This is a genomic window from Pseudovibrio sp. Ad5 (assembly GCF_001623095.1).
Classification (GTDB): domain Bacteria; phylum Pseudomonadota; class Alphaproteobacteria; order Rhizobiales; family Stappiaceae; genus Pseudovibrio.
The window spans coordinates 1-13,281 of record NZ_LMCH01000001.1; the positions used below are offsets into that span (position 1 = coordinate 1).

General features: G+C 51.7%; 11 protein-coding genes. 6 read left to right on the top strand and 5 right to left on the bottom strand.

Annotation, left to right across the window (positions count from 1 at the left end; all coding sequences use genetic code 11):
- Positions 1-750 precede the first annotated feature (750 nt).
- From PsAD5_RS00005 to PsAD5_RS00015, 4 genes are all read right to left on the bottom strand, one after another.
- A complete protein-coding gene (locus PsAD5_RS00005) occupies positions 751-1,896 on the bottom strand; it encodes an HlyD family secretion protein (RefSeq protein WP_063290590.1) in 1,146 nt (381 codons plus the stop codon).
- Positions 1,893-2,105, bottom strand: coding sequence for a DUF1656 domain-containing protein (locus PsAD5_RS27475; RefSeq protein ID WP_082596670.1), 213 nt, complete (start codon positions 2,103-2,105; stop codon positions 1,893-1,895). Before PsAD5_RS27475 ends, PsAD5_RS00005 begins: the two co-directional genes overlap by 4 nt.
- Before the next feature lie 14 nt (positions 2,106-2,119).
- Positions 2,120-4,270: an FUSC family protein gene (locus PsAD5_RS00010; RefSeq protein ID WP_063290591.1), complete on the bottom strand. Its 2,151-nt coding sequence runs from the start codon at positions 4,268-4,270 to the stop codon at positions 2,120-2,122.
- 145 nt (positions 4,271-4,415) lie between these two features.
- On the bottom strand, positions 4,416-5,294 hold the full coding sequence (locus PsAD5_RS00015; RefSeq protein WP_063290592.1) for a LysR family transcriptional regulator: 879 nt from the start codon (positions 5,292-5,294) through the stop codon (positions 4,416-4,418).
- 277 nt (positions 5,295-5,571) lie between these two features.
- On the opposite strand from PsAD5_RS00015, the gene blaPSV reads away from it, so the two are divergent.
- Positions 5,572-6,426: a PSV family class A beta-lactamase gene (gene blaPSV / locus PsAD5_RS00020; RefSeq protein WP_063290593.1), complete on the top strand. Its 855-nt coding sequence runs from the start codon at positions 5,572-5,574 to the stop codon at positions 6,424-6,426.
- Between the two features lie 58 nt (positions 6,427-6,484).
- Here the strand turns inward: blaPSV and PsAD5_RS00025 are convergent, their stop codons facing one another.
- Entirely contained in the window at positions 6,485-7,999 is a 1,515-nt protein-coding gene (locus tag PsAD5_RS00025; RefSeq protein WP_063290594.1) for an alkaline phosphatase family protein, read from the bottom strand.
- A 214-nt stretch (positions 8,000-8,213) separates the two neighbouring features.
- Between PsAD5_RS00025 and PsAD5_RS00030 the strand changes: the two genes are divergently transcribed.
- From PsAD5_RS00030 to PsAD5_RS00050, 5 genes are all read left to right on the top strand, one after another.
- Positions 8,214-8,987, top strand: a complete 774-nt coding sequence (locus PsAD5_RS00030) for a DeoR/GlpR family DNA-binding transcription regulator (protein WP_063290595.1) — start codon at positions 8,214-8,216, stop codon at positions 8,985-8,987.
- Between the two features lie 232 nt (positions 8,988-9,219).
- Positions 9,220-10,041: an EamA family transporter gene (locus PsAD5_RS00035; protein WP_063289343.1), complete on the top strand. Its 822-nt coding sequence runs from the start codon at positions 9,220-9,222 to the stop codon at positions 10,039-10,041.
- 205 nt (positions 10,042-10,246) lie between these two features.
- Positions 10,247-11,143: a LysR family transcriptional regulator gene (locus tag PsAD5_RS00040; protein ID WP_063290596.1), complete on the top strand. Its 897-nt coding sequence runs from the start codon at positions 10,247-10,249 to the stop codon at positions 11,141-11,143.
- A gap of 104 nt (positions 11,144-11,247) precedes the next feature.
- Entirely contained in the window at positions 11,248-11,724 is a 477-nt protein-coding gene (locus PsAD5_RS00045; RefSeq protein WP_057463683.1) for a formate dehydrogenase subunit gamma, read from the top strand.
- Positions 11,724-13,280, top strand: coding sequence for a formate dehydrogenase beta subunit (locus PsAD5_RS00050; protein WP_063290597.1), 1,557 nt, complete (start codon positions 11,724-11,726; stop codon positions 13,278-13,280). Before PsAD5_RS00045 ends, PsAD5_RS00050 begins: the two co-directional genes overlap by 1 nt.
- Position 13,281: the final 1 nt, after the last annotated feature.

The following is a 13,281-nucleotide window of genomic DNA, read 5'->3' on the forward strand; positions in this document are numbered from 1 at the left end:
GAAGTGAAACGCCCCTGCGCCAATGGTACTTCGTCTTAAGACGCGGGAGAGTAGGGCGCCGCCGGGCATGAATAATACACACCGACAAATCTCTACAAAATAAAACAGAACAACATATCAGACAAAAAGCCCTCAATGCATAATGCATGGGGGCTTTTTGTCGTTTTGGGATTAGGCCGTCTTGAATGAGAGGGCTGAAAACACTGCGAGTAAAGCTCCAAACCGCCTAGAACCGAGGCACTCCCTTATCCCTGAATATACAGCCTCAAGTTTGCCTCAGTGAAACCGCAGCAATGGCTTCAAGGGATGGAAACGCTTAGCCTAACGATGCTGTGATGAGACAAACGCTGCAGCAGCCCATGTATCACAATGAGAAGGAGGGTGAGCCTGTGGGAAGGGCACATCTCATGCCCCAACCAAATTAGTGATAAGTGAACGAGAGGCGATGGTTATTAGCTGATGCCCTTCGCTAGGTGAATGTGTTCAGCTGTAGTCGGAACGACGTTGCGCTGCTATCTGCGTTCGTTGGCGGTATTTGCACTCGAATTTGTGCTGCTAAGTCGGTGAGATGGTGAAAGTGAACATACCTTGACCTAAGGGGCATTGTACTGGTTGCGAAGAAAGTATGCATAGGAGTCACACAGGCTTTAATTGCTGTAAGGGGTGAGAGAAAAGATATCCCCTCGTGTCCCAATGAGCCTCAAAGATTTCTTTGAAATGAACAGGGGGATAGAGGGGGAATAACTTGCTTTACTGAAACAATAGCGGTGCTGGGGGTTCATCTGGGGTGGTTTTGTCGGCGGCGGTGTTGGTTAGGACCAGGACGGATACGGTGGTGCCGACGCGGAGGAGGATGTCTTTGGGGATGTCTGCGATTTTGACTCGGACCGGGATGCGTTGGGCGAGGCGTATCCACTCGAAGGTCGGGTTGATGTTAGGGAGCAGGTCGGAGCCTGTGCTGCCATCGGATTGAGAAATGCCCCAGCCGATGCTTTCGACCTCTCCGTGAACCACCTGATCAGGATAGGCCATCAGGGTCATGATGACTTTATCGCCGATGTTGATCCTGCTGATTTTTGTTTCTGGAAAGTAGGCGTCGATCCAGAAGCTGGTAATATCTACGAGGGCAAGGGCTGGCTCATTTTCAACGGTTTGACTGCCCAGGCGTAGGTTAAGGTTGGTGACGTAGCCGGATACAGGTGCAGATACACGAGAGAAGCCAAGGTCTAACTCAGCCATGCGTAACGCTGCTTTTGCAGAGCGGAGTTGTGCGTTTTCATCGCCTGTTGCGCCAAGTGTTGCAATGACCTTGGCAAGGGAGGCTTGAGCTTCTACAAGAGCTGCTTCTGCTTGAGCGAGACCTGACTGAGCTTTTTCGGTGTCTGAGAGGGCGACGATATAGCTCTTTTCAATCTGATCATATGTGCGCTGCGTGACATAACCGTCTTTGAGCAGCTTGGCGTTCCGGTCCAGATTTCCCTTGATGTTTTTCAGGGTGGCGATGGAGGAGCGAAGTTCTGAACTGGCTTGCTCCACGTTCGAGCGATACTGGGCAACGTTTGCTTCTGAGGCTTCGCGTTCTTTTCCAAGCGCGTTGAGTTGATCGATCGTTTGATCAAGATCCGCTTTCTTCTCAGCAAAGGTTGCTTCAAATGTTCTTGGATCGATGCGGAAAAGCAGTTGCCCTGCTTGGACGCTTTGATTGTCTTTGATTGGAAGGTCTACGATTGGGCCGGAAACGCGGGTTGCGATTTGGATAACGTTCGCTCTGACCTGACCATCGCGTGTCCATGGATTTTGCAAGTAGGCATAATATTTATAAGCGAAGGCGAGAACTGCGACGCCAACGATCGTGCCCGTTATCATTGCTTTATGTATGGGTTTCAATGCTCTCATATCGGAATGACCCAACTTCCAATTACTGCGGTGTAGATGACGGCCAAAGCCAGGAAGACGCCGGGTGGATAGAGGAGGAATCTGGAAAGCCGGTATCTGTTTAACAAACGTGATGTGATCCAGCTGAGAAGCAAACCTAAGAAAGACGCGATCAGAAATGGGGGGAAGTAAACGGCCCCAATGGCCCATTCACCAGGATATCCATTCATTGACGCATACTCCTTTAGAAACGAGCTTCTTTCAGATAAGGCCAATCGACTTTTTGAGATTGCTCTTCATAGTCTTCTAATGCCTGATAAACACTGCGAATACCTCCAAGAATGCGATAGATATTTAATCTTTCCCCTAACTCTCCATCATATTTACTCTGTTCTTGCTCTGCCTTTGAGATTTTATCTTCTATTTCCGGGAGTCTTGTTTCGCGTAGTTTTAAAGTCGCTTCTAACGTTTCACATGAGGGCTCTTCCACCAGTTTTGTGAAGTCAGTCATCAGCTGAGTGCTCCAGCCATGAATGTCATGCTTTAGCGTCTCATAAAGTTGGCTGTTTTCAGCAGTTTTGAACTCATCCATCAGGACTGACAGGCGAATGGAAAGTGCCTCAAGAACAACGGTGATCTTGATCAGTTCACTTTTCTCAATGTCTTGAGAGATCTCCGGTATCCAGCCTCGAATGATATGAGGGATGTTTTCGATCTCGTTTATGTAGTGTCGTCTGAGGTAGCGTTGCCAGGCGGAATCCTTTGTTGTGTGTTTGTTTTTCTGATCTGACAAAAGATAGCTCGCACCTTTAAAGAAGCGGCGTAGCAGGTTGAGATATTGAACCTCTGGGCGCAGGTTAAATGTGAATGTAGACACACACGCAAAAATTGCCACGACTATGATGAAAACGAGTAATTGATCGACTGCATAATTGAAGCTGTATGTCTGGGTGTTGCTTATGCCTGTTGTCATTACGAAATTCGCCAAGCCAAACATTCTTCCCAAAGTTGCCTCAGGTGAATGAAAGAAATAGGAGATGGAAAATACTGATATGAAAATGACAGCCCCAAGAGACCAGAAACTATGCAAATGCGGCATTATCAAAAGGTAGATGCAGGCTGCGAATATGTTTGATGAAACGCCAATCTTCAACAACCTGAGAGGCCTGATATACGGGTCGGTTGATAGGGAGATGCTATACACGCCTACTAAGATCAAAAGTACGGGGCCAGTTGGAAGATTTGGGGAATAGATATAGGCGATATAAGCGATCCAAAGACACAGGAAGGCGCGAAAAGCCCCCTTCAAAGCGCCGATATTTATGATGTGCTTTTTAGGCGTAGGCGCGACTTTAAAGGTGGTGTCAGTACGTTGGCGCAAGCCAAATATGACGGCGTTTATCTCATATAGCTGATATGTAATATGTTCGATGTTTCTGAGTTGATTGACGTAAAGTGACAGGGCTGCTTTTTCGAGTTGCTTGAGACCTGCAGTATTGGTTTTATTGATATGAAGTTCGCGTTGTGGGCTGGTGTAGTCCGAATGCTCTCCCAAAGACATCTTGGTGATAGCCGTTAAGCGCTGCTCTACTTCATTGATGTATTGGGTGCGCCAAGGCAGGTGTTTTTTAAGCTCAATTGTTTGAACGTCACCTATGTTTTGCCGGCACGCTTCTATTGCCCGTTCGTAATCAACCCACAGTTTCGCGGCATCTTTCCATAAATCGTGAACCTCCCAGATTTCATAGTTTTCGAGTTGGGCAATATTGGAAAGCTCCTCGAATCTGGCCTGTAATGATGAGAAGTCACCTTGTTGCTTCAGGTACTGTTGGGGAGCGCGTGAGAACCCGTTGTCCAATGTTTCTTGAAAAATCCCAAGAGCAGCGTGGCTCAGGTGACTGGCTGTGCTGTAAAGCGCTTTCGCTGATGTCTTAGGCCAAAGGACAGCTGAGACCACACTGTAGGTGATCACACCTAAGGCAGTCTCCTCAATCCGCAGCATTGCGGTATAGAAGGCAGGCTCATTGCTTGTTGATGAATCCACAACCACAATAATTGTTACGAAAGCTGCCACGTTCCAAAAATAGGCGTTGCGTGTTGTGCTCTTCATATAGGTGCAAACTAAAACAAAGCTGGATAAGACAAGCATAAACATCCAGCGTTGTTGCGGATAGAGGGAGAGGATCAGGAGTGCTGCGACCGCTGCAAGGAGTGTTCCGGCAATGCGCTGCGCACCCTTGTTGAAGGATTGTCCTGATGTTTCCAGCGAGATAAATGCAACGGCTAGACCAGCCCAATACGGGCGGTCCCAATCCATGTAGAGCGCAATGGCGTAGGCGATCACCATTGCTAACCCAACCTTAATTGAATCCTTTGCTCTGTCGCTGAGAAACATATCCTCACTCGCTGACGTTTCCAGTCATGCCTGAAAAGCACTTCAGCCAAGATAGGTTGAAGAGGTGTGAGATAGGTTTTGGTTTTTCTTTCAATTCGTTGCGTTGTTTTATCAAGACACGGACGGTGACTTGGATTGAGTTTCCTTAAGGAGCGGGCTTCGGTGCATCAGCGAGTAGCCAGTTTTTGAAGAGGGTGGTTGCTGGGGTGGCGGATTTGGATTTGAGGTGGGTGAGCCAGTATTTGCCGGTTGTGACTTCGAGGGGGAACGGTCTGACGAGGCGACCTTCTGACATTCTGCGCTTGAACATATCATGGGGCAGAAGGGCGATGCCTAAACCTGCTTCAACCATGTCGGCCATGGCGAGGGATGAATCGAAGACTGGGCCTGTGATTTTGGGGCAGGCTGACGCTGCGTGTTGGAACCATAACTCCCATTCATCTGAACGATAGGATCTGAAAAGCGTGTGATTGGTGAGGTCCTGAGGGGTTTTGAGAGAGAGGCCGATATCTGGTGAACACAATGGGGTTAAAGGGGTGGTCAGCAATGGTGTTGCTTGCAGGCCCGGCCAGAGGCCTTCGCCAAATCGTATTGCGATATCAAGACCTTCTTTGGTGATGTCGACGCGGTTGTTGTTGGTGAACAGGCGCAGGTTCACACCGGGATGCTTTTGCTGAAAGTCCGGCAGGCGCTCGATGAGATAGCCAGTTGCAAAGGTGGTCACGACGCCGACATTGAGGGTTTCCTGATAGCGACCATCAAGGAAACGGTCGAGGATGTTTCCGATCCTGTCGAAGCTTTGGGTGAGGATGGGGTGTAAGGCTGTGCCTTCATCGGTGAGAATCAGGCCTTTCGGGGTGCGGTGGAAAAGAGGTGTTCCCAGTAGTTCTTCCAGAGCGATAAGTTGATGACTTACAGCGGCTTGTGTGACTCTCAGCTCGATTGCTGCGCGGGTAAAACTGCCTTGCCGGGCGGCGACTTCGAAGGCGCGGAGGGCGTTGAGGGGGATGTTTGGTCGGTCCATGCCTATTAGTTTTTCTAATATTTGTGTCGAGAATTAGTCGTTTGTGGCTCTACCTAAAAGTGTTTAGGTCTGAGGATGCATCTGATTATACCGGTGCTCACCACATTAAATTTCTAGCTTAAGCGCTGGTTTTGGCGAATTTATGCTGCTGAGTGTTCTGCTTTACAGCAGGGGATAGGCTGTACCTGTTTCATGAAATTTATTTGTTGATGGGGCCGCTGCTCACCATGAAAGGAATTGGAGAATGTTGCGTTTTTTAGAGGAAAGCTGCGTTCCTATGAGACGGTTTGCATGTGCGTTGGCCTTCACGTTGAGCTTGCCCTTAGCCAGCGAGGCGGGGCCACTGATGGATACAGTCAGTCAGTTAGAGACTGAGGTTGGAGGGCGCATTGGTGTGGTGCTGCGCCATACCGGATCTGACTGGGCCGTTGAGCATCGGGCGGATGAGCGGTTTCCTATGGCCAGCACGTTTAAGGCATTGCTCTGCGGAGCCGTTTTAAGCCGTGTTGATCGCGGTGAAGAGAGCCTTGGTGATCTTGTCACTTACAAAGCAACCGAGCTTGTCTCTTATTCTCCTATTACGGAGAACCATGTGGCTTCTGGAATGAGTGTTGGTCAGCTGTGTGAAGCGACGGTCACCATGAGCGATAACAGTGCTGCAAACTTGCTTTTGAAACGCGTTGATGGGCCGGAAGGGCTGACCAGATTCTTACGTGGGCTTGGTGATCGGGTGACGCGTCTGGACCGGAATGAGCCAGCTATGAACGAAGCCAGGCACGGAGATCCCCGTGATACTACTTCGCCTTCTGCTGTGCTCAAGACATTGGACAGGTTGCTGTTTGAGGATGTGTTGCTTCCGTCTTCCCGCGCACAGCTGCAGCAGTGGATGGTGGATGACAAGGTTGCGGATGAGTTGATCCGAAAGCATCTGCCGAAGGGCTGGCGCATTGCAGACAAGAGCGGTGGAGGTCAGAATGGTTCGCGTGGGATTATCAGTGTTATCTGGCCGGATGCAGGAGCACCATATTTGGCTTCGGTTTATATGATGGGCAGTGATGCGAGTTTTAGGCAGCGCAATGCGGTGATCGCTGAGATTGGTAAGGCGATGATTGAGGAGATTAAACAGCGTTGATCAGCTGCTGTCTGTTTGTGGTGAAAAACGGGGCATGGTGTGATGCCCCGTTCCTAGGTCAGTGTTTCGGGCCGTCTGTGGTGATCATCCAGTTGGACAGGGTCTTGTCCATGTTCTTCATACGATGGCGGAGGAGTTCGCGGGTCATACGTGCCAGTGTTAGAGCATGCTCTGGCTTTTGCGTCAGATTTTCCATTTCACCTTTGCCCTTAGCATCAAACAGCATGGGGGGCAGATCTGCTGCAAACTCCACAAGTGTGAAACGCTCATCGCGCAAGATGCTCAGGCAGGAGTTGTCCAGTTTGGTTCCAAGCTGTTGCTGCCAGAGTGTTGGCTGTAACGGGTCAGCGAAGTCCAGCTCTGACATGGAGACCGTGCGCCAGTTCTCAGGTGTTTCACCTTGGAGGAACGGGAGCAGGGACTTGCCATCCACGGAGCCTGGAACATCCTGCCCGACCCATTCCAGAATGGTTGGCATGATATCGATGGACTCGGTGATCTTTGAGACCTGCGTTCCGTGCTCTCCGTCTGGCATGCGGATGATGAGAGGGGTGTGGTAGGCCGCATCATAAACGGTCATTTTCCCCCAGCTGTGATGGTCGCCCAGCATTTCGCCATGGTCAGCTGTGATTATCACCATGGTATCGTCGTACTGTCCTGTGTCTTTGAGGAACTGCACAACACGGCCTACATGGTGATCCACTTCTGTGGCTAGCCCGAGATAGATTGCGCGCAGGGTACGGATGTTCTCGTCTGTTGGTTCCAGATCCGGGAAGCCCTCAACAAAGCTGGCTGCGCTGTTGTTTTGCATGACCGGGGTGAAGAACGGATGTTGGGCCTGCTCGTCTTCTGCGCTTTCCAGTCGCTCTGGGAGCGGCAGGTTTTGCGGATCGTACATGTCGTTATACGGGGCAGGGGCGACGAGCGGAGGATGCGGACGAATGTAGGTAAGATGCGCGAACCAGCTTTGCTGACTGTAGGCTGGCATTGTCTTGAGGAAGGCATCTGTTAGAAACGCCGTGTCGCTGTCTTCAGCTGCATAGAGCGCAGGATCGTTGAGGCGTGGGGCTTTGCCTTTGGGTGAGATGGGCTTGTAGACGTCCCAGTACTTCTCAAATTTATACCCCTGGTTCATGAGGTGAGACTGCCATGGATAGGACATATCCATGCGCATCTCCGTTATCTCATGGAAGCCGTTCATCGGGTATTCGTAGGTTCTGACTGCTGGGTCGTTCGGATGGAAGGCACGGGGATCCTGTGAGGTGTCCGTGTATCCAAACAGCATGGGCAGATAGCCCGCCTTGCGCATTTGCGTTGCGATGTTGGGCGTGTCGTGCCTCAGCGGTGTGCCATTGCGCACGGAACGATGGTTCATGGCGTATTGCCCTGTCAGCAGTGACGCTCTGGACGGGCCGCATGGATTGGTGACGGAGAAGTGACGCGTAAAGGTGACGCTGTCTTCCATGAACGCGCGTAGGTTTGGCAGGTTTACGTGTTTGCCAAGTTCACCGAACACACAATCCGCGCGCAGCTGGTCGATGATGATAAAAAGCACATTGCGTTTGTTTTGCATGTTCCTGATCCCCCAAAGCCACAGGTGTGGCGCAGTCCGACAGACCGTTACTCCGGCAATATGAAAGAGAGATGTAACTGTGGTCGTTTGCCAGCAAATAATCCACAGCTACACACAAATTCCAACATAAATCGACATATGTGTTGGAATTTGACTGTAGTTGTGGAGTAAGGCAATCACAGAACGTGATTATCCGCGCAAACGTGAGGGGCAGATGTCTCATAGCCACCGCGAACTGGAACTGCTGGAAGTTCTGAAACGACTTGGCGGATCGGCACGCAATGCTGATCTGGCTAAAGCACTGGATGTTTCTGAAGAAACTGTGCGCCGGACGGTGAAGTCTTTGTCGATGACTTCAGACCTTGAGCGAGTGCGCGGCGGGGCGTATCTGGCGAACTCGCAAAACGACCCAAGCTTCTTTCGCCGTATTTCGCAGCGGACCAATGAGAAACGGCTGATCGCCGCTGTTGTGTGTGACGTGGTTGAAGATGGCATGACCGTTTATCTGGATGTCGGCTCAACCACGGCATATGTGGCGGAAGACCTGAGATTGCGCAGGAACCTGACGGTGGTCACAAACTCCATTGGTGTTGCGCAGACACTGGTGAATGTGAACGGCAACCGCGTGCATTTGCTTGGTGGTGAAATGCAGGTCAATGACCGGGGAACCTTTGGTCACGACACCTATTGTCAGGTACAGCGGTTCGCGCTTGATATGGCCATCTTCAGCCTTGATGCGGTCTCTGCCAGCAAGGGGTTTCTCTATCAAAGCAGTGCTGAATCCCAACTGAGTGCTGCCATTGCAAAAAAAGTGGATCGGGTGCTGGTTGCGTTTGATCATGGCAAGCTGAGTGAGACAGCGCCGTATGTAGGACCGGACCCACGACAGGTGGATTATGTGGTGACCGACAGCCCGCTTGACGAACCGTTTGTGACTGCCTTTGCGGACTGGGGCATTCAAAGCTTCATAGCCTCCCGAAAAAGCTGAGTTGAAACAAGACTACCTGCCTGTGATTTGCTTAAAGCTGCACGCAGGCAACCAGATGCAGAAATCGAAAACCTTCGAAATTACAGCATTTTAAAAGATAGATAAAACAAGATGGAAGCCGGTTTTCTGGCGTTGCGAGGTCAGTCGCAAATCAGATGATGGAGCTTTACAAAAGCTGCCCGGCAGGCTTCCACACTACGAATGGTTTTGATTGATGAGCCTATCCATCATAATGATAATCCTTGCAGCTGCACTGTTGCATGCGATCTGGAATGCGATTGTTAAAACAGCGGGTGACCGTACACTTACTCTCGGACTTGTGGCGTTTGGGCATGTGATCCCGGCAGGTGTCATGATCATGATCCTGCCTTTGCCTGCACCTGAGAGTTTTGGCTATGTGGCGCTCTCCACCTGCATTCACTTTGTCTACTACTACACGCTGGGGCAGGCGTACCGTCATGGGGACCTGAGTGTGGTCTATCCCATCGCACGCGGTATTGTCCCGGCTCTGGTTTCCTTATGGGCCATGCTGTTTGTGGGCGAAGTGCTGCCGTTTTGGGCGTGGTTTGGCATTGGCTTGATCGGGTTTGGTATTCAGATGTCCAGCTGGTCTGCCTTGCGGCAAGGTGTTGGCGGTGCGGCGCTTGGGTTCGCGGTTGCCACAGGTGTTTGTATCTCCGCTTACTCGCTGGTTGACGGTGTTGGTGTCCGGCTTTCTGGCAACACGTTGAGTTACTGGGCGTGGGGTGCGTTTTTGCAGGTCTTTATCGCAGCCTTCATTGGTGTGCGGCGGTGGTCTGTTTTGCCAAGCCTTTCCAGGAGAACATGGGCACTGGGCCTGACGGGCGGTCTTGTCTCCATGATTGCTTATGGTCTGGTGCTTTACGCCAAAAACTTTGCACCGCTGGGCGCGGTCTCAGCCTTGCGCGAAACTTCCGTCATCTTTGCCGCCTTAATCGGTTTTGTCGTCCTGGGTGAAGGCAACTGGGTGCGCCGCATGCTGGCCGCCATATTCATGGTCGCTGGTGTAAGCTTCATTGGTATGAACGTCTGATTGCAGAGTTTATCCAAACCGCGCTGTGTTCTTGACGTTCCGCGTTATCGTTCTTGCTCTGAATATGCTAGTTCATTTCAGAGCTAAGAAAAAACATCTAAGGGATTGCTTGTAGGAGGATATGAGCAATCCCGAGTGGTATCGGCCTGACAAGGCTGGTGCCTGCTGATGGATGGTGTTGCGGGAACGTTTGCGAGGATAACCCATGATCGATAAGCTGGAGATGTTTATTGCGTTGGCGCGTGAGAAGCATTTTGGGAAGGCGGCGGACGAGTGTGGTGTGACGCAACCGACGCTTTCGGCCAACATCAAGCATCTTGAAGAACAGCTTGGCGCTCTGCTGGTTTTGCGTGGCTCGCGTTTTCAGGGGCTGACGCCTGAAGGGGAGCGGGTGCTGGAATGGGCCCGCAAGCTTGTGGCTGATACGCGGACCATGAAGCAGGAGCTGAAGGCGGTCAGTGATGGTCAATCGGGTACGTTGCGGATTGCCTCCATTCCCACAGCTCTGACATATGTTCCAGAACTCACCACATGCTTTAGCGAGGAAAACCCGGGCGTTGATTTTGCAGTGTTCTCGCGTCCGTCCTCTGAGATTCTGGCGCAGTTGGAAAATCTGGAAATTGATGTGGGGCTGACCTATCTGGACAACGAGCCTTTGGGGCGGGTTTTGCAAATTCCTCTTTATCGGGAGCGCTATTGCTTTGTGGTGGCTGAAGGGGGGCCGCTTTCTGGCCGCGAGCATGCCACGCTGGAGGATGTGAGCGGGGTTCCGTTGTGCTTGCTGACCAGTGACATGCAATGCCGGCGTATCATCAACAATATCCTGCATGATGTTGATGTGGTGGCAAAGCCTGTGCTGCAGTCAGATTCCATTATGTGCCTGCTGGCGCACGTGCGTACCGGGCGGTGGGGGACGATTATCCCGCAGGCCGTGGCGCAGACAATTGCCTCTGATCACCTGGAGATCATCCCGATCTCTGATCCTTATGCCAGTATTATGGTTGGATTGATTGCGACGCAGCGTGAGCCTCGTGCGCCGCTTTTGGACATTTTTTTGAAGAGAATTACTAGAATTTCGCAGGGCAAAGAGCTCTCTACGTGATTTCCTTGATAGGGATGTGCAATCGCCCAACGGATATATCATATTGATTGCCTGCGACATATTGTGCCAACACGAAGCATTGACGTGCGAGGAGGGAGGATTTTATGGCCTTGCAGACGCAATCGCAGGATATAGAAAAAGAAACGGCCGCGATTATTGATGTCCACGAACATCAGGAAGGGCCGCTCCTGCCAATCCTGCACGATGTGCAGGGGAAATTTGGTTATGTTCCCGAGGATGCGCTTTTAAAGATCGCAGATCGGTTGAACCTGAGCCGTGCTGAAGTGCACGGCACAATGAGTTTTTACCCCGACTTTCGTACAGAACCTGCCGGACGCCATGTGTTGAAGGTTTGCCGTGCAGAAGCCTGCCAGTCGATGGGCGGCGAAAAGCTTGCAGATGATATTCAAAGAGACCTTGGTATCAAGTGGCATGAAACCACGCCTGATGGGAAGGTGACGCTGGAGCCGGTCTATTGCCTTGGCCTGTGCTCGTGTGCACCAGCTGCCATGATGGATGGCAACCTGCATGGCCGCCTTGATGAAGAGGCTGTGCTGAAGCTTGTTGAGGAGGTGAAGTGATGGGGGCTGTCCTTTACGTTCCTTGCGACGCTGCTGCTTTGGCGGTTGGCGCTGACCGTGTTGCTGAGACGCTGGCGCAAGAGCTGCGTGCGCGCGGTGTGGATGCGACAATCATCCGTAACGGATCTCGCGGTATGCACTGGCTGGAGCCGCTGGTTGAGATTGAAACCGAGCTGGGCCGGATAGCCTATGGTCCGGTGAAGCCATCTGATGTGGCCGGACTGCTGGATGCGGGCCTGCTGGATGGTGGTGACCATCCTTTGTGTCATGGTTTGACCGAAGAGATGCCTTATCTGAAGCGACAGACGCGTTTGACGTTCTCTCGCTGTGGCATCACTGATCCGCTTTCTCTTGAACATTACGAGATGCATCACGGTTTTCTTGGCCTGAAGCGTGCGCTTGAGATGACGCCTGCGGAGATTGTGCAGGACGTGACCGACAGTGGTCTGCGTGGCCGCGGTGGCGCTGGTTTTCCGACAGGTATCAAATGGAACACTGTGCTGAAGGCGCAAGGTGCGCAGAAATATATCGTCTGTAATGCAGATGAAGGTGACAGTGGTACGTTTTCTGACCGGATGATCATGGAGGGCGATCCGTTCGTTCTCATCGAAGGCATGACCATTGCCGGGATCGCGGTTGGTGCGACTAAGGGATACATCTACACCCGTTCTGAATACCCGCATGCGGTTGCGATTATGCAGGACGCGATCAAGATTGCGCGCAAAGCCGGTATTCTCGGAGCTTCCGTGATGGGCTCTGATCATGCGTTTGATATGGAAGTGCGTGAAGGGGCTGGTGCTTATGTGTGCGGTGAGGAAACCTCGCTGCTCAACAGCCTTGAAGGCAAACGCGGTATTGTGCGGGCGAAACCTCCGCTTCCTGCGATTGAGGGTCTGTTTGGCTGTCCGACTGTGGTCAACAACGTGATGTCGCTGGCGTCTGTGCCGATCATCATGGATCGCGGCGCACGGTTCTACCGCGATTATGGTGTTGGTTCCTCCCACGGGACTATTCCGATCCAGTTGACTGGCAACATCAAGAACAGCGGGTTGTTTGAGACGGCTTTCGGTCTGACACTGAACGAGCTGATTTACGATATCGGCGGTGGCACCTTGAGTGGTCGTCCGGTGAAGGCTGTTCAGGTTGGCGGTCCGCTGGGGGCTTATTTCCCGCCGTCTTTGTTTGACACGATCTTTGATTATGAGGCGTTTATTGAGCGTAATGGCATGATTGGCCATGCGGGGATCGTGGTGTTTGACGACACGGTCGATATGCTCAAGCAGGCACGCTTTGCCATGGAGTTCTGCGCCATTGAGAGCTGCGGCAAGTGTACGCCGTGCCGTATTGGGTCTGTGCGCGGTGTGGAAGTGCTGGACCGGATTGCCGAAGGGGATCAGCCAGAGCAGCAAGTGGAGTTGCTCACTGACCTTTGCGATACGATGAAAATGGGCTCGCTGTGTGCTCTTGGCGGGTTTGCACCTTATCCTGTGATGAGTTCTCTGACGCATTTTCCGCAGGATTTTCATGTAAAGCCATTAACTGACGCGGCGGAGTGAA